The organism is Pseudomonas sp. C2B4, assembly GCF_013359695.1.
In the GTDB taxonomy this organism is placed as follows: Bacteria; Pseudomonadota; Gammaproteobacteria; order Pseudomonadales; family Pseudomonadaceae; genus Aquipseudomonas.
The window spans coordinates 44,290-63,349 of record NZ_JABFMU010000016.1; the positions used below are offsets into that span (position 1 = coordinate 44,290).

The window sequence follows — 19,060 nt, forward strand, 5'->3', positions numbered from 1 at the left end:
TGACGGTTTCTTTGGCGCCGCGGGGATCAACCCGGCATCGAACCGGGTTGCCCGCGATGACGTCTAAAGCTCTGGCTCGTCAACACCACTGTAAATATCCGAATCCTTATACAAATCATGCACATGGCGCACCAGCACCATAATCACGGCCGCCACCGGCAGTGCCAGCAAAACACCGGTAAAACCGAACAGCTCACCACCGGCCAGGATCGCGAAGATCACCGCCACCGGGTGCAAACCGATGCGGTCGCCCACCAGCAAGGGTGTCAGCACCATCCCCTCCAGCGCTTGACCGACCATGAACACCGCGACGATGCCAACCATGGGGTACAGATCGCCACCGAACTGGAACAAGCCCGCAATCAAAGCGGCACCAATACCGATGATAAAGCCCATGTACGGAACAATCGCCGCCAGACCGGCAATCAGACCGATCAACAGCCCCAACTCCAGCCCCACCAGCATCAGCCCCGCGGCGTAGATCACTCCCAACGCCACCATGACCAGCAACTGACCGCGCACGAAGGCTCCGAGCACTTCATGGCATTCGCCAGCCAGCAACACCGCCCGCTCCTCCCGATCACGGGGCAGCAAACCGCGAATCTTGGCCATCATCAGGTCCCAATCCCGCAGCAAGTAAAAACTCACCACCGGAATCAGCACCAGATTCGCCAGCCAGCCAATCAACGCGAGACCGGAAGCCGTGGCCTGACTCAACACCACCCCCACGATATCGGTGGTCTGCCCCATGTGCTCGCTGATGGCAGCCTTGAGTTTGTCGAACTTCCAGAAACCCTCCGACAAACCAAATTTCGACTGCGCCCAGGGCAGCGCGGTGTGCTGCAACCAGTCAAGCATCTGCGGCGCCAGCTCATACAGACGAAACAGTTGCTTGGCGAGCATCGGAACCAATACCAGCAGCAGCGTCGTGAAGATCAAGGTGAACAACGCGAACACCGCGACCACACCCCAAGTCCGTGACAACCCGGCCCTCTCCAGCCGATCCACCAGTGGATCAAACAGATACGCCAACAACAATGCCACCAGGAACGGCGTCAAAATCGGGTGCAACAGCCAGATAAACGCGCAGAGCAGAACCACTCCACCCAACCAGAACCAACGCCGCGTATCGGCCATGAACCACTCCATTGCTTCTATATAAAGAAAGAAAAACTACCAGCGGAAACGTAACTGCGGCGTGGGGGCCGGGGTTGAGGCTACGACCGGCACCGAACCGTCGGCTGCCGGCGTAACAGGCACTGCGGGAATCGGGGCCGGGGTTGCCGCGACTTCTTGCAGCTTCGCCAGCGACAACTGCGCCCGCAACTGATCGGTACTGCCATTGACTCGATAGAGAATCCGGTCGCCGTCGACACTTTGCGGCCGCCCGTTAAAAGGTTCCAGCAAACGCCCAAGGGTCGCATAGCGCTCAAGATTCATGCCCTGCACTTCCAGTAACTGTTGAGCCGACGCTCCTGGCCTGGCGACAAACCGAGGCGCCAGTCGCTCGTTGACTGCCAGCATCACTGCATCAGCCAAGGCAGCCGGATCGGCCCCCTGGGCACTCCCCGACTCTTTCTGATCGCCCAGCCACAACCGCCACTTGGCTTGCCATTGCCCCCCTTCCTCACGGGCATGCACCGCCAGCAAAGCGTCGGCATTGTAACGTTCCGATGCGTTGCGCAGCGGTGCCGGATCGGCACTTTCCAGATTCGGTGCGGTGCCGACGATCTGCTCATTCAAATCCGCCAGTGGCAACCGCAACGGCAAGCCACGGTGTTGCGCCGCACGCCGCAACGGCGCGGCACTGGCCTGACCATCGCCCACCAGGCTTGAACCGTCGGCATAGTCGTTCAGCCACCAACCGAGAATCGATGGTCGATTGGCACCCCACATGGCCAGCCCGGCGCGGCGCAGCGCCTGCTCGGTGGTGCCCGGGTCGAAATCGACTTTCAACACTTCCGGCGGGCCCGCATCGAAGCCGTACTGACTGATGATTTGCTGCGGATCTTTGCGAACCGCCGCCAACCCCGGGCTTTGTGCCGCCTTGGGGTCGCCGGTCAAACGCAGGACCAGGGTGTCGAGGGCGCGCTGAGTCGCTTGTTCACGCTCTTCCGGCGACTGACCATTCACCGGTTCGCGCACCTGGTAGAGACCTTTGACGGTTTCGCCATGACTGGCCAGGCTGACCAGAGACAAACATCCCACAAACAAGAATTTACAAAAACGCATGGAAGATTCCTGGCGACAAGAGCGGCTGGAACAGGCCGCATGAACACGATCGAGCAAGGCTGTGACCATTGCCCGGCGCAAAACATTCACACGTCCTGGGTAAGTTTTCGCACTGTCATAACGATAGACGGTTAATGGCGATACCCTGCGCAGGCCTGAAGAATGCCACCAACCCGCGGCAATGATGGTTTTTTTATGCCGATATGCCCCTGCCGTCGGCCTGAGGATGGCCGCTGCCCTTCAAGCCTGATAAAATCGCGCGCCTTCGCAGACCGGCAACAGCCGGGCACCTCGAAATTCGCGTGAGGCAATCGCCCCCGTCGATTTCGGCGCCCCCGCTGAACTCGGTCGTTACCCAGAAATCCCCCCTAAAGGCCTGGATCATGAGCAAGCAACCCTCCCTGAGCTACAAGGACGCCGGTGTAGACATCGACGCCGGTGAAGCATTGGTCGAACGCATCAAGAGCGTCGCCAAGCGCACTGCGCGCCCGGAAGTCATGGGCGGCCTGGGCGGTTTTGGCGCCCTCTGCGAAATCCCGGCCGGCTACAAGCAGCCTGTGCTGGTTTCCGGTACTGACGGCGTCGGCACCAAGCTGCGCCTGGCACTGAACCTGAACAAGCACGACAGCATCGGCATCGACCTGGTGGCCATGTGCGTCAACGACCTGGTGGTATGCGGCGCCGAGCCGCTGTTCTTCCTCGACTACTACGCCACCGGCAAACTGAACGTCGACACCGCCGCTCAGGTCGTGACCGGCATCGGCGCAGGTTGCGAGCTGTCCGGCTGCTCCCTGGTCGGCGGCGAAACCGCTGAAATGCCTGGCATGTACGAAGGCGAAGACTACGACCTGGCCGGCTTCTGCGTCGGCGTCGTGGAAAAATCCGAAATCATCGACGGCTCCAAAGTTGCAGCCGGCGATGCCCTGCTCGCCCTGCCTTCTTCCGGCCCGCACTCCAACGGCTACTCGCTGATCCGCAAGATCATCGAAGTGTCCGGTGCCGACATCGAAAACACCCAGCTCGACGGCAAACCGCTGACCGACCTGCTGATGGCTCCGACCCGTATCTACGTGAAGCCGCTGCTCAAGCTGATCAAGGAAACCGGTGCCGTCAAAGCCATGGCCCACATCACCGGTGGCGGCCTGCTGGACAACATCCCGCGCGTACTGCCGAAAGGCGCGCAAGCCGTGGTTGACGTGGCGAGCTGGAACCGTCCGGCAGTGTTCGACTGGCTGCAAGAGAAAGGCAACGTCGACGAGAACGAAATGCACCGCGTGCTGAACTGCGGCGTGGGCATGGTCATCTGCGTGGCGCAAGAGCACGTTGAAGCCGCCCTGAACGTTCTGCGTGAAGCGGGCGAGCAGCCTTGGGTCATCGGTCAGATCTCCACCGCTGCCGAAGGCGCGGCCCAGGTTGAACTGAAGAACCTCAAGGCTCATTGATGTCCCAGACCTGTGATGTGGTGGTGCTGTTGTCCGGCACCGGCAGTAACTTGCAGGCCCTGATCGACAGCACGCGGACCGGCGACAGCCCGGTCCGCATCGCTGCGGTGATTTCCAACCGCAGCGACGCCTATGGCCTGCAACGCGCCAGGGACGCGGGTATCGACACCCGCACCCTGGATCACAAGGCATTCGACGGCCGCGAGGCTTTCGATGCCGCGCTGATCGAACTGATCGACGCCTTCAATCCCAAACTCGTGGTACTGGCCGGTTTCATGCGCATTCTCAGCGCGGATTTCGTGCGCCATTACCAGGGTCGCCTGCTCAACATCCATCCTTCGCTGCTGCCCAAATACAAAGGGTTACACACTCATCAGCGCGCACTGGACGCCGGCGATACTGAACACGGCTGCTCCGTGCACTTCGTCACCGAGGAACTCGATGGCGGACCACTGGTCGTACAGGCAGTAATACCGGTAGAGTTGCACGACTCGCCGCAAAGCCTGGCGCAGCGGGTCCATGTTCAGGAACACCTGATCTACCCGATGGCCGTTCGCTGGTTTGCCGAAGGCCGGTTATCGCTCGGCGATCAAGGTGCTTTACTGGATGGAAAGTTACTCGCGGCCAGCGGCCACTTGATTCGAACCTAGGAGATTTTATGCGTCGCGCCCTGCTCTTCGCTTGCGCTCTGTTCGCCTTGCCCTTGGCACAGGCTGCAGACCTTCAACCTTTCTCCGCCAGTTACACCGCCGACTGGAAGCAGCTACCCATGAGCGGCACCGCCGAACGCAGCCTGACCAAGGAAGCCAACGGCGTCTGGAAACTCAGCTTCAAGGCTTCGATGATGATCGCCAGCCTGTCCGAAGAAAGCACCCTGACCGTCGACAAGGACACCCTGCTGCCGCAGTCCTACCACTTCGAACGGGGTGGCCTGGGCAAAGCCAAGAAGGCGGACCTGGACTTCGACTGGGCAGCCAAAAAAGTCACCGGTACCGACCGTGGCGATCCAGTCAACATTCCGCTCAATCGCGGCATGGTCGACAAATCCACCTATCAGCTTGCTCTGCAGCATGACGTGGCCGCCGGCAAGAAAAGCATGAGCTATCAAGTCGTGGATGATGGCGAAGTCGATACCTATGACTTCCGCGTGCTGGGTTCGGAAAAAGTCGACACCAAGGCTGGCCAGATCGACGCGATCAAGGTCGAGCGCGTGCGCGACCCGACACAAAGCAAGCGCATTACCGTGCTGTGGTTTGCCAAGGATTGGGACTACTTGCTGGTTCGCCTGCAACAGGTCGAAACCGACGGCAAGGAGTACAACATCATGCTCCTGGACGGCAAGGTCAACGGCAAGACTGTCAAAGGCAGTTGATCCGCGCTGAGACGTGAAAGCCCCGCCATTGCGGGGCTTTTTTTCGTCTGCCCTTCGAGAAAGAAAGTGGAACGCGCTACAGGTGCAAGGCTCTATACCTTCAAGGTCTTTTTTGATCGAATGACGTTTCCTGTTGCCTGCGAGGTTTCCCATGACTGTTACCGTCAACACCGTCTCCGCCGAAGGTTTTCGACACACCGTTCAGATCGATGACCACGAACTCTTTGCCGACGTGCCCACTACTGCAGGCGGTGAAGGCTCGGCGCCGGAACCCCACGATTACTTCGATGCCGCACTGGGCGCCTGCAAAGCCCTGACCCTGAAACTGTATGCCAGGAAGAAGGACATTCCGCTGACCGGTGTCGGCGTCGAGGTCAAACGCGATAACAGTGAAGAGCAAAAGGGCAAATACGCACTGCACGTCAAATTGACCCTCAAAGGTGTACTCACCGACGCCCAGCGAGAAGAACTGCATCGCGTGGCCGACCGCTGCCCGATCCACAAGCTGATGACCACCAGCGAAGTGAGCATCGAAACCCATCTTTCCGAAGGTGCGTTCAGCCAATAGCGGCAAGGGCTGCGCAAGCGGGTTATGCTCGACCGCATCACCCGCTCAGTCTGGAATGCACCATGAACACTCCGCTCGTGATCCGCCCTCGCGCCGAGGATGTCGAAGGCCAGCCGATTCTTCGCCCGTTGCCATCAGCCAAATGCCGCAATGTCGGGCCCTTCGTGTTCTTCGACCATATGCTGGAAACCCGCTACGCCGCGGGAAACGGCATGAATATCCGCCAGCATCCGCACATCGGCCTGTCCACCCTCACCTACCTCTTTGCAGGGCAGCTCCAGCACAAGGACAGCCTCGGCTCGGATCAAATCGTCAATGCCGGGGATGTCAGCTGGATGACCGCCGGCAGCGCCATCGCCCACGTCGAACGCACGCCTGAAGCCCTGAAAGAAACCGACTTCACGATGCATGGCTTGCAGATCTGGCTGGCCTCGCCCAAAGACCATGAACACGGACCTGGGCATTACAGCCACCATCCCGCATCTACGCTGCCAGTCAGTGAAAATCTTGGTGTGAAGATCCGCATGATCGCCGGGACCGGCTTTTGCCTGGAATCACCGGTCCCGGTGCTTTCTCCAACGCTGTATGCCGAACTGAATCTTCAGTCGGCAACGACGCTGCTGATTCCCACCGAGCATGAAGAGCGCGCGCTGTATGTGTTAAGCGGTGAGGCACAACTGGATGGCGAACCGGTTGAACCGCATTCGCTGGTGGTGCTGCCGGTCGGTCAAGAGATGACGTTGTTCGCCGAGAGCGATTGCCATGCGGCGCTGTTTGGCGGGGCACCGCTGGACGGTCCGCGGCGGATCAACTGGAATTTTGTGGCGAGCGATCCGGCATTGATCGATGAAGCACGCCGGCGCTGGGCGGCCGGGGATTGGCCGACGGTGCCAGGGGAAGTGGAGCGGATCGAACTGCCTTAAGTTCTTTTTTACCCGGTACATCGCCTTCGCGAGCAAGCTCGCTCCCACAGGGGAACGCATTCCATTGTAGGAGCGAGCCTGCTCGCGAAGAGGTCGGTGCTAACACCAATCCATGATCAGCCCTTGAACACTTCATCCAGCAGGTTATGCATCGAAGTGAATGCCCGGGCGGCGATCTTCGCGTCGTACATCATCATCCCCGGCACCTTTGCATGCGGGTCAGTGAACGAGTGGAAAGCACCGCCATAGCTCAGCAACTGCCAGTCCACACCGGCGGCATTCATTTCATCCTCGAACGCCGGCAACTGCTCTTTCGGCACCAATGGGTCGGAAGCACCGTGGAGTACCAATACCGAGCCCTTGATGTTTTTCGCATCGTTGACGTCCGGGGTATCGAGGGTGCCGTGGAACGACACAGCCGCCTTCACCGGTGCACCGGTGCGGGCAAACTCCAGCGCGCAGCAACCGCCGAAGCAGAAACCGAAGGTCGCCAGTTTCGACGTATCGACCTGTGCCTCGCCCTGCTTTTGCAGCTGTTCGAAAGCCACCTGCATGCGCTTGCGCAGCAACGGGCGGTCATTCTTGAGGGGCATCATCGCCGCGCCCGCCTCATCGTTATTCTGCGGACGAACCGATTGGCCGTAGATATCCGCGATCAGCACCACGTAGCCCTTGGCTGCCACTGACTTGGCGATTTCCTCGGCACCGGCACCCACGCCCATCCAGTTCGGCGCCATCAACAGGCCCGGACGTGCGCCTTTATGGTCGGCGTCGAATGCCACGCGGCTTTCGTAAGACTGGCCGTCAATCTGGTAGACCACGGAACGTACAGTGATTTGGCTCATTTCTGACTCCTGATTTTTAAACACCAGAATGAAAAAACCCGCCGAAGCGGGTTTTTCTACAACGCAGTTAAGCCGACAGCTCAACCAACAGCTTGTTCAGTCGACGCACATACGCCGCCGGGTCTTTCAAGCTGTCGCCAGCCGCCAGGGCTGCCTGATCGAAGAGGATGTGCGACAGGTCGCCGAAGCGCTCGTCGCTCTGCTCGTTGTCGAGCTTCTCGATCAGCGGGTGAGCCGGGTTGAACTCGAAGATCGGCTTCGAATCCGGAACCTTCTGGCCGCTGGCTTCCAGGATCTGACGCATTTGCAGGCCCAGGTCTTGCTCGCCGATGGCCAGGATCGCCGGGGAATCGGTCAGGCGATGGGAAACCCGTACTTCAGCAACGGATTCGCCCAGTGCAGTCTTGAGGCGCTCGACCAGACCTTCCTTGGACTTGGCGACTTCTTCCGCGGCTTTCTTGTCCTCTTCCGAGTCCAGGTTGCCCAAGTCCAGGTCACCGCGTGCAACATCGACAAAGCTCTTGCCGTCGAAGTCGCTGAGGTAGCTCATCAGCCACTCGTCGATACGGTCGGTCAGCAGCAGCACTTCGATGCCTTTCTTGCGGAAGACTTCCAGGTGCGGGCTGTTTTTGACCTGAGCGTAGGTTTCGCCGGTCAGGTAGTAAATCTTGTCCTGACCTTCCTTGGCGCGCGCCAGGTACTCGGCCAGACCAACGATCTGCTCACCTTCGTCACCGTTGGTCGAAGCGAAGCGCAGCAGGCCGGCAATTTTCTCTTTGTTGGCGAAGTCTTCTGCCGGGCCTTCTTTCATGACCTGACCGAAATTCTTCCAGAAGCCCTTGTATTGCTCAGGCTCGTTCTTCGCCAGTTTTTCCAGCATATCCAGCACGCGCTTGGTCAGCGCCGACTTCATGGAGTCGATGATCGGGTCTTTCTGCAGGATTTCCCGCGACACGTTCAGCGACAGGTCGTTGGAATCGACCACGCCCTTGATGAAGCGCAGGTACAACGGCAGGAACGACTCAGCCTGGTCCATGACGAACACGCGCTGGACGTACAGCTTCAGGCCCTTTGGCGCTTCACGCTGGTACAGGTCAAACGGTGCACGGGCCGGTACATACAGCAGCGAGCTGTATTCCAGCTTGCCTTCGACCTTGTTGTGGCTCCAGCTCAGCGGGTTTTCGAAGTCGTGGGCGATGTGCTTGTAGAACTCCTGGTACTCCTCGTCCTTAACTTCAGTGCGAGGGCGGGTCCACAGGGCGCTGGCGCGGTTGACGGTTTCCCATTCCAGCGCAGGCTTTTCTTCACCTTCGGCGGCTGCCGCCTCTTTTGGCAACTCGATCGGCAAGGCGATGTGGTCGGAGTACTTCTTGATGATGTTGCGAAGGCGCCAGCCGTCGGCGAATTCGTCTTCGCCGGACTTCAGGTGCAGAACGATGCGGGTACCGCGGTCAGCCTTGTCGATGGTGGCGACTTCGAATTCGCCCTCGCCTTTGGACGACCAGTGCACACCTTCGCTGGCCGGGCTACCGGCACGGCGGCTGAATACGTCGACCCTGTCGGCAACGATGAACGCGGAGTAGAAACCGACACCGAACTGACCGATCAGGTGGGAGTCTTTCTTCTGGTCGCCCGACAGGTTTTTCATGAAGTCGGCGGTGCCGGATTTGGCGATGGTCCCCAGGTGGGTGATCACATCTTCGCGGCTCATGCCGATGCCGTTGTCTTCGAGGGTGACGGTCTTGGCGTCCTTGTCGAAGCTCACACGAATTTTCAGCTCAGCGCCGCCTTCCAGCAATTCTGGTTTGGCCAGCGCTTCGAAACGTAATTTGTCTACAGCGTCAGAGGCGTTCGAGATCAGTTCGCGAAGGAAAATTTCCTTGTTGGAATACAGCGAATGGATCATGAGGTGCAGCAGCTGCTTTACCTCGGTCTGGAAGCCCAGGGTTTCCTTTTGAGTTTCCACACTCATGGTCATCAAACTCCAATCAGATGGCATAAGCCGCGACCAAGAGGGTCAGCGGCGGGTTGTCATCAGAGTTGGGGGCACCGTTCAGGATTTCAAGGGCTCCTCAAGTTTGAAATGCGCCCGGGCCGTGGCAATGGGCTCAGCTTCGGTACTTTGCCATGCCGTAATCGCCACGTTGGCCACCCGGCGCCCCTGTCGGCACACCTGGCAACGGGCCCAGGTATCACGGAACTGCCCGGCGCGCAGGTAATCGAGGGAAAAGTCGATAATCTTCGGCACGCTCGGCGAGCCGGTCGCGATCAGCAGGTGCAGCGCGGCGGCCAATTCCATGAAACCGGCAATCACGCCACCATGGATAGCGGGCAGCAAAGGGTTACCTATGTTGTCCTTGTTGGCCGGCAGTCGAAACAACAGTTCATCCCCCACCCGCGAGCATTCAACCCCAATCAGCGTGGCGTAGGGAATCAGCTGCAACAACGGGGCATAGTCGCCCTGCTCATGGGCTTTTTGCAGTTGCGCCTGGAAACCGTCAGTCATTTCGCACCTCCGGCGATGGCGCCACCAAAGCCTTGAGTGCCCTTGATGCCCTTGCCCATGCGCATGAAGGTCCCCACTACATGGGCGATCGGTTGCTCGGGATCGTCCTGATAGGCAAAGCCGCGCGCGAAGATCACGTCGGTGGTCACGCGGTAACATTGAGCGAAACCATAGACATCCTTATGCGGCTCGGCGGCATGCATGTAGTCGATACGCAGATCCAGGGTCGGGCAGACTTCAAATTCCGGCAGCACGCAGAGCGTAGACATGCCGCAGGCGGTGTCCATCAGCGTGGTCAGTGCGCCGCCGTGAATCACACCGGTTTGCGGGTTGCCGATGATTTGAGGACTGTAGGGCAGCACCACCGTGAGTCCTTCGTCACTGGCGCTGTGAACTCGCAGCCCCAGCACCTGACAATGTCGCAGCGCCGATAGAAATCGTATCGCGCGTTCAAAAACGGGATTTTCGGCCATTTGATAAAAACTCTTATTTAATAGACTGATAGCGCAGTAATGACAATTGGAAAAGTTCCGCGTTAGAACAAACTTATATATCTGAACGAGTTAAGGAACTTAACCCTGATGGCGGCGCTCGAAAGGCCAGTAAGATACTTTCCATCAGGAGAAACACCCCATGCGTAAGACTTTAGCTATTGCCTTGATGTTGACCGCTTCCCTCGGTCTCGCTGCCTGCGATAAAAAATCCGAGGACAAAGCTCAAGACGCTAACCAACATGCTGAGCAAGCCCAGCAAAAAATGAACGAGGCTCAGGATAAAGTGAACGACGCGGCGAAAGAAAACGCCGAAGCCGCCAAAGCTCAGGCTGAATCGAACGAAGCAGCGGCAAAAGAAGCCGCTCCGGAAGCACCTAAGAACTAATCCGGTTTTTAGCGTGACAAAAGAAAACCCGCCAAGTGCGGGTTTTCTTTTGTCTGCGTTTTTTTGTGCTCTCAGCGTTAGAGCAAAATCGTTCGAAAAGTCGGACTAATCATCAACAGTAGAGAACAGATTAAACCCACTAGCCAAACCAGGCTGCGCTGCCAGGCAAGATCTTTCCAGTAACACACCAAGTAGATCACTCGCGTGATCACGAAGATGATCGCCAGCCAGTCAATGAGCCATCCGGCCGTCTGCGTGGTATGCGCCATCAACACACCCACCGCAAACAATATGAATGCTTCGAAACTATTCTGGTGTGCTGCCACCGCTCGAGCACCCAAACCCGTGAGTTGCGCCTGCTGTTGGCGCGGCAGGTGATTGTTGTAACCACCCTGCTCTTTCATGGCCGTGGTCACGGGCATACGTGCCACGTAAATCAGCACGGCACTGATAAACACACACCAGAATGGAATACTCATCAAGCCGCCTCTTTAATCACCTCGGGCAACGGTGCCTCTGTAGGGGTATAGACCATCACGTCGAGAACGTCTGAGTGAAACTCGCGGCGATACAACACGAACACGACGCCGGCACTCATCAACATGAACAACCAGGGACTGACGAACCACGCCAGCATGGTCATCCCGAAATAGTAAGAACGCAGGCCAAAGTTGAACTGGTTCGCGGCCATGGAAATGACGCGCGCTGCCCGGGCGGCAAAGGCTTTGCGCTCCTGCTCGGACACGTGGCGCTCACCGACCATCGGCGCCGAACCCACCAGAATGGCGGCGAAGTTGTACTGACGCATGCACCAGCTGAAGGTAAAGAACGCATAGACGAACACCAGCGCCAGGCACAGCAACTTGATTTCTGACATCCCTTGGGAAGCCTGCTGCACCATCGGAATATCCGCCAGCAACGACACCGCTCTTTCTGACGCCCCGAGCACGGTAAGAATACCGGCCAGGATAATCAGCGTGCTGGAAGCAAAGAACGACGCGTTGCGCTCCAGGTTACCGATCACACTGGCGTCGGCGATGCGGTTGTCGCGCAGCAGCATGCGGCGCATCCAGTCTTCACGGTAAAGATGCAGAACGCTGGCCAGGCACGCCGTGTCGCGGCCCTTCCACGTCGCGTAACGGGTGTAACCACCCCAGCAGATGACGAACCAGAGCGCGGCAAGGATGTGGATCAGGTTGGCTTGGATGAACGACATGCAGGTCCTTGTGATGTAGTAACGGAACACTCAAACCTTGTGGGAGCGAGCCTGCTCGCGAAAGCGGTAGATCAATCAACATTTGCGTTGAATGAAGCGACATCTTCGCGAGCAGGCTCGCTCCCACAAGGTGTTGCAGTGGTTCGACGTTAGCTCAACGGAAAAGACACCGCATCCCTCACAAAAAAAATGCCCCGTATCGATTGATACGGGGCATTTCCATTTTTTGTAGAGAGCAGCTCAAAAGCCCGCTTTTGACGGGCCTGTGAAGCTTAAGCCAAGGCTTCGGCGCGCTTGCCCAACAAGCGATCGCACGCCACGGCGACTACCAGGGTCATCACCGAAGGCACCAACCACGCCAGACCTTGCTCACTCAGCGGCAAGTGGGCCAGTTGCGCCGGCATCCAGTCTGCCAGACCGGCACCCTTGAGGGCGTCGATCAGGCCGAAAATGAACGACACCAGCATCACCGGACCGACGATGCGACCCTGTTCATGCCAGAAGTCCTTGCAGAAGCTCAGGGCCACCAGGGCGATGCATGGCGGGTAGATTGCGGTCAGGACCGGGATCGAAAACGCGATCAGCTTGGTGAGGCCCAGGTTGGACACCAACAGCGAGAACGCCGCGAGGATGATCACCAGGGTCTTGTAGGACAGTGGCAATACACGGCTGAAGTATTCAGCGCAGGCACAAGTCAGGCCGACCGCCGTCACCAGGCACGCCAGGGAGATCAGCACCGCAAGGAAACCACTGCCCAGAGAACCGAAGGTGTGCTGTACATAAGCGTGCAACACCGCCGCGCCGTTAGTTGCGCCAACGGCCACTTCATGGCTGCCCGATCCGAGGCGGAACAGGCTGATGTACACCAGCGCCAGGCCCACGCCGGCAATCAGACCGGCAATGATCGCGTAACGGGTGATCAACGCCGGGGATTCGACGCCACGGGAGCGTATGGCATTGACGATAACGATGCCGAACACCAGAGCGCCGAGGGTATCCATGGTCAGGTAACCATTGATGAACCCCTGGGAAAACGGTGCTGCAACGTATTCAGGCGTTGCATGGCCAATATCACCCGCCGGCAAGGCGAATGCCGCGATGCCGAGTACGGCCAGGGCAATAATCTTCAGCGGTGCGAGGAAACGCCCTACGGTATCCAGCAAACGACCCGGATACAGCGAAATGAAGAACACCAGCAGGAAATACACCGAACTGTAGAGGAACAGTGCCAGCGGACTTTCGCCGGTCAGCGGCGCCAGGCCCACTTCGAAGGACACGGTAGCAGTACGCGGCGTGGCAAACAGCGGACCCACAGCCAGGTAGCACGCAGCGGCCAACAGACCGCCGGCAATCTTGCCGATAGGGCTGCTCAAGGCATCCATGGCGCCACCCACCTTGGCCAGCGCGACAACGGTGATCACCGGCAGACCCACCGCCGTGACCAGAAAGCCCAACGCCGCCATCCAGACATTAGGCCCGGACTGCAAACCGACGATAGGCGGGAAGATGATGTTGCCGGCCCCGACAAACAGGGCAAACGTCATAAAACCAAGTGCCAGGATGTCCTGACCTTTCAACACTTTCATTAAGGAAATACCACACTACTGAATCGGAATTTAGAGAGGGGTTTCCCTTATGGATGAGGGAAATGCAGCCGGTCCGTATGGGACTGACCCGTTAAGCGCGTAGCTGCCTTGTGGGCGGCGGACGCAAAAATGGCGCGTAGCCTAACGAATTTGGGTGAGAAACGCACTGTTAGGGGGCGAACATTCCGATCTACGACATTTTCGTGTCGCGTTTACGTATCTAAATTACACCTCGCACTCTGTGGCGAGGGGATTTATCCCCGTTGGGTCGCGAAGCGGCCCCAGAATCATCATATGCGGTCCATCAGGCACAACAGCACTGCTGGTTTTACGGCTGCTGCACAGCCGAACGGGGCGGTGCGACGATTCGCTAAATCCCCTCGCCACAAAAAGCCCTGCATATCTATCAAACCCCGAAAACGACAAAGGCCACCCGAAGGTGGCCTTTGTTTGGTAAAGCGTCAGCTAAGCGCGAGGCTTACTTGACAGCCCAACCAGTCAGCTCGGCCAGGGCCTTGCCGATGTCTGCCAGCGAACGCACGGTTTTAACGCCTGCGTCTTGCAGAGCAGCGAATTTCTCGTCTGCAGTGCCTTTGCCGCCAGAGATGATTGCGCCAGCATGGCCCATGCGCTTGCCCGGAGGAGCAGTCACACCAGCGATGTAGGAAACAACCGGCTTGGTCACGTGTGCCTTGATGTAGGCAGCCGCTTCTTCTTCAGCCGAACCGCCGATCTCACCGATCATCACGATCGCTTCGGTCTTCGGGTCTTCCTGGAACAGCTTCAGGATGTCGATGAAGTTCGAACCCGGGATCGGGTCACCACCGATGCCGACGCAAGTCGACTGACCGAAACCGGCGTCAGTAGTTTGCTTCACAGCTTCGTAGGTCAGGGTGCCGGAACGGGAAACGATACCGACCTTGCCTGGCAAGTGAATGTGACCTGGCATGATGCCGATCTTGCATTCGCCTGGAGTGATCACGCCTGGGCAGTTAGGGCCGATCAGGGTAACACCCAGCTCGTCGCACTTAACTTTAGCGTCCAGCATGTCCAGGGTAGGAATGCCTTCGGTGATGCAGACGATCAGCTTGATGCCGCCGAAAGCAGCTTCCAGGATCGAGTCCTTGCAGAAAGGAGCCGGAACGTAGATCACGCTGGCGGTGGCGCCAGTGGCAGCTACGGCGTCTTTCACGGTGTTGAACACTGGCAGGCCCAGGTGCTCGGTGCCGCCTTTGCCTGGAGTTACACCACCAACCATCTTGGTGCCGTACTCGATGGCTTGCTGGGTGTGGAAACTACCTTGCGAACCGGTAATACCCTGGCAGATAACTTTGGTGTCTTTATTGATCAGGACGCTCATTATTTGCCCTCCGCAGCTTTGACAACTTGTTGAGCAGCGTCGGTCAGGCTGGTAGCAGCGATGATGTTCAAACCGCTTTCTGCCAGTACTTTAGCGCCCAGCTCAGCGTTGTTGCCTTCAAGGCGAACAACAACCGGGATTTTCACGCCGACTTCTTTCACTGCACCGATGATGCCTTCGGCAATCATGTCGCAACGAACGATGCCGCCGAAGATGTTAACCAGTACTGCAGCGACGTTGGTGTCGGACAGAATGATCTTGAATGCTTCGGTAACGCGTTCTTTGGTAGCACCGCCGCCCACGTCAAGGAAGTTGGCTGGCTTGCCGCCGTGCAGGTTGACGATGTCCATGGTACCCATGGCCAGGCCAGCACCGTTGACCATGCAACCGATGTTGCCTTCCAGCGCTACGTAGTTCAGTTCGAACTTGGCAGCGTGCGCTTCGCGCGGATCGTCTTGCGACGGATCGTGGAAAGTCTTCAGCTTAGGCTGACGGTACATGGCGTTGGCGTCGATGTTGATCTTGGCGTCCAGGCAGTGCAGATCGCCGTCAGCCTTGATCACCAGCGGGTTCACTTCCAGCAGGGCCAGATCGTGATCCTGGAACAGTTTGGCCAGACCTACGAAGATCTTGGCGAACTGGGCAACTTGCTTGCCTTCCAGACCCAGCTGGAATGCCAGCTCGCGACCCTGGAATGGCTGAGCGCCAACCAGTGGATCGATAGTGGCTTTCAGAATTTTTTCTGGAGTGTCGTGAGCGATTTTCTCGATGTCCACGCCACCTTCGGTGGAAGCCATGAACACGATGCGACGGCTCGAACGGTCAACGACAGCGCCCAGGTACAGCTCTTTAGCGATATCAGTGCACGATTCAACCAGGATCTTGGTGACTGGCTGACCATTGGCGTCAGTCTGGTAAGTCACCAGACGCTTGCCCAGCCACTGCTGTGCGAAGGCTTTGGCGTCTTCTTTGTTGCGAACCAGCTTAACGCCGCCCGCTTTACCGCGACCACCGGCGTGGACCTGGGCTTTGACAACCCACTCGCTGCCGCCGATTTTGTCGCAAGCTTCTGCTGCTGCTTCCGGGGTGTCTACCGCGTAACCGGTGGATACTGGCAGGCCGTACTCAGCGAACAGCTGCTTACCCTGATACTCGTGAAGATTCATGCTTATTACCGTCTTCGTTAGGTACTGCGCATTCGGTGCTGCACTTGTTGAAGTGCCGCACCACCTGTGACTGCTGCTTGCGTAGCCTTTCCGGATACCCGGTGCAGCTACGCAAGACTGCGTCCAGCGGACATTCCGCGGTGAGTCTTGCGCGCAAGGCTCACGACGGGCCGATACCGCCGTGGTTTCTTATTGTGTCTTAACGCTTCTTGCGGTTGGCAACGTGGATGGCGCCGCCATTCACTGCCAAGGCAGCTTCGTGCAAGGCTTCGGACAGGGTCGGATGGGAGAAAACCATCATGCCCAGGTCTTCAGCGCTGGTGCCGAATTCCATACCGATTGCGCCCTGCTGAACCAGTTCCGCAGCGCTTGGGCCAATCACGTGGACGCCCAATACGCGGTCTGTCTTGGCATCTGCGATGACCTTGACGAAACCACCGGTATCGTTGGCAGCCATGGCACGGCCAGAGGCTGCGAACGGGAAGGTGCCGACGTTAACTTCTACGCCTTCAGCTTTCAAGGCCTGCTCGGTTTTACCGACCCACGCGATTTCCGGGTGAGTATAAATAACCGAAGGGATCAGATCATAGTTCATCTGAGCCTTGTGACCCTTGATGCGCTCGACAACCATGATGCCCTCTTCCGACGCCTTGTGCGCCAGCATCATGCCGCGAACCACGTCGCCGATGGCGAAAACGCCCGGTACGCTGGTCGCGCAGTGGTCGTCGACGAACACGAAACCACGCTCGTCGATGGTCACGCCGCTGTCGGCAGCCAGCAGATCAGTGGTCACCGGACGGCGACCAACGGCTACGATCAACTTGTCGAAAGTGATGGTCTGCTCACCGTTGGCATCGGTGTAGTTCACAACGACTTCGTCGCCGTTCACTTTGGAACCGGTCACGCGAGCGCCCAACTTGATGTCCAGGCCTTGCTTGGTCAGGGTCTTCAGCGCTTCCTTGGAAACAGCGGTGTCCGCTGCCATCAGGAAGGTGTCCAGGGCTTCCAGGACAGTCACTTCTGCACCCAGACGCGACCAGACCGAACCCAGTTCCAGACCGATCACGCCAGCGCCGATCACGCCCAGACGCTTAGGTACGGTCTGGAATTCCAGGGCGCCAGTGGAGTCAACGATGACTTTCTGGTCGACTGGAGCAGGAGGAATGTCGATCGGACGGGAGCCGGATGCCAGGATCACGTTCTCGGCTTCGATGATTTCCACCGAACCGTCTGGCTTGGTCACTTCGACTTTCTTGCCGGCCAGCAGCTTGCCGTGGCCCTGGATCGACGTAACGCCATTGGCCTTGAACAGGGTGGCGACACCACCGGTCAGGTTCTTGACGATACCGGCCTTGCGGCCAACCATCGCAGCGACGTCCATTTTGACTTCGCCGGTGGAGATACCGTGGACGTTGAAGCTTTCTTTCGCTTCCTTGTATTTCCAGGAGCTGTCCAGCAGTGCCTTGGATGGAATGCAGCCTACGTTCAGGCAGGTGCCGCCCAGGGCCAGCTTGCCTTCGCCATCGGTGTACTTCTCGATGCAGGCAGTGGAAAGGCCCAGTTGTGCAGCCTTGATGGCTGCCACGTAGCCGCCAGGGCCCGCGCCGATCACTACTACGTCAAATTTCTGCGACATTCAAAAAATCCTCTTTAGCGAAAAGCTTCAAGCCACAAGCTGCAAGCCAGGCTGCGGGTTTTCCGACAGCCCGAACTTGCAGCTCATGGCTGCTTCTATCAGATATCCAGCAACAGACGAGCCGGGTCTTCCAGCAGGTTCTTGATGGTCACCAGGAAGGTCACAGCTTCTTTGCCATCGATCAGACGGTGATCGTAGGACAGTGCCAGGTACATCATCGGACGGATAACGACCTGGCCGTTGATTGCCATAGGACGCTGGATGATGTTGTGCATGCCCAGGATGGCTGCTTGTGGCGGGTTGACGATCGGGGTCGACATCATCGAACCGAAGGTGCCACCGTTGGTGATGGTGAACGTACCACCGGTCATTTCTTCCATCGACAGTTTGCCGTCACGGGCTTTCTTGCCGAAAGTCGCGATGCCACCTTCGATTTCAGCCAGGCTCATCAGTTCGGCGTTACGCAGAACCGGTACCACCAGGCCGCGGTCGCTGGAAACAGCAACACCGACGTCAGCGTAGCCGTGGTAAACGATGTCCGCACCGTCGATCGACGCGTTGACAGCCGGGAAGCGTTTCAGCGCTTCGGTGGCCGCTTTCACGAAGAACGACATGAAGCCCAGGCGCACGCCGTTGTGGGACTTCTCGAACAGATCCTTGTACTTCGAACGCAGGGCCATGACTTCGGTCATGTCGACTTCGTTGAAAGTGGTCAGCATCGCCATGTTCGATTGAGCTTCAACCAGACGCTCGGCAACCTTGGCACGCAGACGGGTCATCGGAACGCGTTTTTCAACGCGGTCACCGGCAGCGAATACCGGAGCAGCAGCGGCAGGCGCGGCAGCCTTGGCAGGCGCGGCGGCCGGAGCGGCTTTCTTGGCGGCAACGGCTGCAACCACGTCTTCCTTGGTCACGCGACCGCCTTTGCCGGTACCGGCAACGGAAGCGATGTTGATGCCGTTTTCTTCAGCCAGCTTGCGAGCAGCCGGGGCAGCAACAGGATCGTCTTCGCCTTCGGCAGCCGGGGCAGCGGCTTGAGCAGCGGCAGCCGGAGCAGCAGCTGGAGCAGCGGCAGCAGCGCCGCCTTCAACGATCGAGCCCAGCACTTCGTCGGACAGAACGGTGTCGCCTTCGTTCTTGACGATCGCGCCCAGCACGCCATCAGCAGTGGCCAGAACTTCCAGTACGACTTTGTCGGTTTCGATGTCGACGATCAGTTCGTCACGCTTGACGGCGTCGCCCGGTTGTTTGTGCCAGGTGGCAACGGTGCCATCGGCAACCGATTCCGGGAAAGTGGGGGCTTTGATCTCGATAGCCATTATCTGTGGT

At 58.4% G+C, this 19,060-nt stretch carries 19 protein-coding genes; 6 read left to right on the forward strand and 13 right to left on the reverse strand.

All coding sequences use genetic code 11. The annotated features are described in order from the left end of the window. Nucleotides 1-63: 63 nt before the first annotated feature. Nucleotides 64-1,137, reverse strand: a complete 1,074-nt coding sequence (locus tag HNQ83_RS13155; protein ID WP_175389360.1) for an AI-2E family transporter — start codon at nt 1,135-1,137, stop codon at nt 64-66. Between the two features lie 36 nt (nt 1,138-1,173). Continuing rightward, nucleotides 1,174-2,232, reverse strand: coding sequence for a DUF2066 domain-containing protein (locus HNQ83_RS13160; RefSeq protein ID WP_175389361.1), 1,059 nt, complete (start codon nt 2,230-2,232; stop codon nt 1,174-1,176). 383 nt (nt 2,233-2,615) lie between these two features. Between HNQ83_RS13160 and purM the strand changes: the two genes are divergently transcribed. The 5 genes from purM (at nt 2,616) to HNQ83_RS13185 (ending at nt 6,537) form a co-directional block, all read left to right on the forward strand. Continuing rightward, nucleotides 2,616-3,674: a phosphoribosylformylglycinamidine cyclo-ligase gene (gene purM, locus HNQ83_RS13165; RefSeq protein ID WP_008049708.1), complete on the forward strand. Its 1,059-nt coding sequence runs from the start codon at nt 2,616-2,618 to the stop codon at nt 3,672-3,674. Further along, on the forward strand, nt 3,674-4,324 hold the full coding sequence (gene purN, locus HNQ83_RS13170; protein WP_175389362.1) for a phosphoribosylglycinamide formyltransferase: 651 nt from the start codon (nt 3,674-3,676) through the stop codon (nt 4,322-4,324). The genes purM and purN overlap by 1 nt, the downstream gene beginning before the upstream one ends. An 8-nt stretch (nt 4,325-4,332) precedes the next feature. After that, on the forward strand, nt 4,333-5,046 hold the full coding sequence (locus tag HNQ83_RS13175) for a DUF3108 domain-containing protein (protein ID WP_175389363.1): 714 nt from the start codon (nt 4,333-4,335) through the stop codon (nt 5,044-5,046). A gap of 151 nt (nt 5,047-5,197) precedes the next feature. Next, complete coding sequence (locus tag HNQ83_RS13180) at nt 5,198-5,614, forward strand: OsmC family protein (protein ID WP_096509646.1); 417 nt, start codon at nt 5,198-5,200, stop codon at nt 5,612-5,614. 62 nt (nt 5,615-5,676) lie between these two features. Then, nucleotides 5,677-6,537 carry a pirin family protein gene (locus HNQ83_RS13185; RefSeq protein WP_175389364.1) on the forward strand — a complete coding sequence of 287 codons (861 nt, stop codon included), beginning with the start codon at nt 5,677-5,679 and terminating at the stop codon, nt 6,535-6,537. Between the two features lie 116 nt (nt 6,538-6,653). Here the strand turns inward: HNQ83_RS13185 and HNQ83_RS13190 are convergent, their stop codons facing one another. The 4 genes from HNQ83_RS13190 to HNQ83_RS13205 form a co-directional block, all read right to left on the reverse strand. Then, nucleotides 6,654-7,382: a dienelactone hydrolase family protein gene (locus tag HNQ83_RS13190; protein ID WP_175389365.1), complete on the reverse strand. Its 729-nt coding sequence runs from the start codon at nt 7,380-7,382 to the stop codon at nt 6,654-6,656. Between the two features lie 67 nt (nt 7,383-7,449). Next, entirely contained in the window at nt 7,450-9,354 is a 1,905-nt protein-coding gene (gene htpG, locus HNQ83_RS13195; protein ID WP_175389366.1) for a molecular chaperone HtpG, read from the reverse strand. 81 nt (nt 9,355-9,435) lie between these two features. Next, nucleotides 9,436-9,888: a PaaI family thioesterase gene (locus HNQ83_RS13200; protein WP_175389367.1), complete on the reverse strand. Its 453-nt coding sequence runs from the start codon at nt 9,886-9,888 to the stop codon at nt 9,436-9,438. Continuing rightward, nucleotides 9,885-10,361, reverse strand: coding sequence for a PaaI family thioesterase (locus HNQ83_RS13205; protein ID WP_175389368.1), 477 nt, complete (start codon nt 10,359-10,361; stop codon nt 9,885-9,887). Before HNQ83_RS13205 ends, HNQ83_RS13200 begins: the two co-directional genes overlap by 4 nt. 160 nt (nt 10,362-10,521) lie before the next feature. Here HNQ83_RS13205 and HNQ83_RS13210 point away from each other — a divergent pair, with 160 nt between their 5' ends. Beyond that, nucleotides 10,522-10,767 carry a hypothetical protein gene (locus HNQ83_RS13210; protein WP_175389369.1) on the forward strand — a complete coding sequence of 82 codons (246 nt, stop codon included), beginning with the start codon at nt 10,522-10,524 and terminating at the stop codon, nt 10,765-10,767. Nucleotides 10,768-10,844: 77 nt separating this feature from the next. Here the strand turns inward: HNQ83_RS13210 and HNQ83_RS13215 are convergent, their stop codons facing one another. The 7 genes from HNQ83_RS13215 to odhB form a co-directional block, all read right to left on the reverse strand. Then, nucleotides 10,845-11,246: an MAPEG family protein gene (locus HNQ83_RS13215; RefSeq protein ID WP_175389370.1), complete on the reverse strand. Its 402-nt coding sequence runs from the start codon at nt 11,244-11,246 to the stop codon at nt 10,845-10,847. Then, nucleotides 11,246-11,983 (reverse strand): DUF599 domain-containing protein, encoded by a 738-nt coding sequence (locus tag HNQ83_RS13220; RefSeq protein ID WP_175389371.1) that lies wholly within the window; start codon nt 11,981-11,983, stop codon nt 11,246-11,248. The genes HNQ83_RS13215 and HNQ83_RS13220 overlap by 1 nt, the downstream gene beginning before the upstream one ends. Nucleotides 11,984-12,255: 272 nt before the next feature. Beyond that, the gene (gene brnQ / locus HNQ83_RS13225) at nt 12,256-13,569 is read right to left on the reverse strand and encodes a branched-chain amino acid transport system II carrier protein (protein ID WP_175389372.1); all 1,314 of its coding nucleotides are present in this window, start codon (nt 13,567-13,569) and stop codon (nt 12,256-12,258) included. A 478-nt stretch (nt 13,570-14,047) separates the two neighbouring features. Further along, nucleotides 14,048-14,929 (reverse strand): succinate--CoA ligase subunit alpha, encoded by an 882-nt coding sequence (sucD, locus tag HNQ83_RS13230; RefSeq protein WP_003223019.1) that lies wholly within the window; start codon nt 14,927-14,929, stop codon nt 14,048-14,050. Beyond that, nucleotides 14,929-16,095, reverse strand: coding sequence for an ADP-forming succinate--CoA ligase subunit beta (gene sucC / locus HNQ83_RS13235; protein ID WP_003223015.1), 1,167 nt, complete (start codon nt 16,093-16,095; stop codon nt 14,929-14,931). The genes sucD and sucC overlap by 1 nt, the downstream gene beginning before the upstream one ends. Nucleotides 16,096-16,294: 199 nt before the next feature. Next, nucleotides 16,295-17,731, reverse strand: coding sequence for a dihydrolipoyl dehydrogenase (lpdA, locus tag HNQ83_RS13240; RefSeq protein ID WP_175389373.1), 1,437 nt, complete (start codon nt 17,729-17,731; stop codon nt 16,295-16,297). 98 nt (nt 17,732-17,829) lie between these two features. Then, entirely contained in the window at nt 17,830-19,050 is a 1,221-nt protein-coding gene (gene odhB, locus HNQ83_RS13245) for a 2-oxoglutarate dehydrogenase complex dihydrolipoyllysine-residue succinyltransferase (protein ID WP_095195651.1), read from the reverse strand. Between the last annotated feature and the right edge of the window lie 10 nt (nt 19,051-19,060).

Excerpts from the sequence above, each read along its gene's own strand:
- sucC (WP_003223015.1), bottom strand. The coding sequence starts at position 16,095 with ATGAATCTTCACGAGTATCAGGGTAAGCAGCTGTTCGCTGAGTACGGC.
- HNQ83_RS13190 (WP_175389365.1), bottom strand. The coding sequence starts at position 7,382 with ATGAGCCAAATCACTGTACGTTCCGTGGTCTACCAGATTGACGGCCAG.
- HNQ83_RS13210 (WP_175389369.1), top strand. The coding sequence starts at position 10,522 with ATGCGTAAGACTTTAGCTATTGCCTTGATGTTGACCGCTTCCCTCGGT.
- HNQ83_RS13155 (WP_175389360.1), bottom strand. The coding sequence starts at position 1,137 with ATGGCCGATACGCGGCGTTGGTTCTGGTTGGGTGGAGTGGTTCTGCTC.
- HNQ83_RS13215 (WP_175389370.1), bottom strand. The coding sequence starts at position 11,246 with ATGAGTATTCCATTCTGGTGTGTGTTTATCAGTGCCGTGCTGATTTAC.
- purN (WP_175389362.1), top strand. The coding sequence starts at position 3,674 with ATGTCCCAGACCTGTGATGTGGTGGTGCTGTTGTCCGGCACCGGCAGT.
- HNQ83_RS13180 (WP_096509646.1), top strand. The coding sequence starts at position 5,198 with ATGACTGTTACCGTCAACACCGTCTCCGCCGAAGGTTTTCGACACACC.
- htpG (WP_175389366.1), bottom strand. The coding sequence starts at position 9,354 with ATGAGTGTGGAAACTCAAAAGGAAACCCTGGGCTTCCAGACCGAGGTA.
- HNQ83_RS13160 (WP_175389361.1), bottom strand. The coding sequence starts at position 2,232 with ATGCGTTTTTGTAAATTCTTGTTTGTGGGATGTTTGTCTCTGGTCAGC.
- purM (WP_008049708.1), top strand. The coding sequence starts at position 2,616 with ATGAGCAAGCAACCCTCCCTGAGCTACAAGGACGCCGGTGTAGACATC.
- HNQ83_RS13205 (WP_175389368.1), bottom strand. The coding sequence starts at position 10,361 with ATGGCCGAAAATCCCGTTTTTGAACGCGCGATACGATTTCTATCGGCG.
- HNQ83_RS13200 (WP_175389367.1), bottom strand. The coding sequence starts at position 9,888 with ATGACTGACGGTTTCCAGGCGCAACTGCAAAAAGCCCATGAGCAGGGC.
- lpdA (WP_175389373.1), bottom strand. The coding sequence starts at position 17,731 with ATGTCGCAGAAATTTGACGTAGTAGTGATCGGCGCGGGCCCTGGCGGC.
- sucD (WP_003223019.1), bottom strand. The coding sequence starts at position 14,929 with ATGAGCGTCCTGATCAATAAAGACACCAAAGTTATCTGCCAGGGTATT.
- HNQ83_RS13185 (WP_175389364.1), top strand. The coding sequence starts at position 5,677 with ATGAACACTCCGCTCGTGATCCGCCCTCGCGCCGAGGATGTCGAAGGC.
- HNQ83_RS13220 (WP_175389371.1), bottom strand. The coding sequence starts at position 11,983 with ATGTCGTTCATCCAAGCCAACCTGATCCACATCCTTGCCGCGCTCTGG.
- odhB (WP_095195651.1), bottom strand. The coding sequence starts at position 19,050 with ATGGCTATCGAGATCAAAGCCCCCACTTTCCCGGAATCGGTTGCCGAT.
- HNQ83_RS13175 (WP_175389363.1), top strand. The coding sequence starts at position 4,333 with ATGCGTCGCGCCCTGCTCTTCGCTTGCGCTCTGTTCGCCTTGCCCTTG.
- brnQ (WP_175389372.1), bottom strand. The coding sequence starts at position 13,569 with ATGAAAGTGTTGAAAGGTCAGGACATCCTGGCACTTGGTTTTATGACG.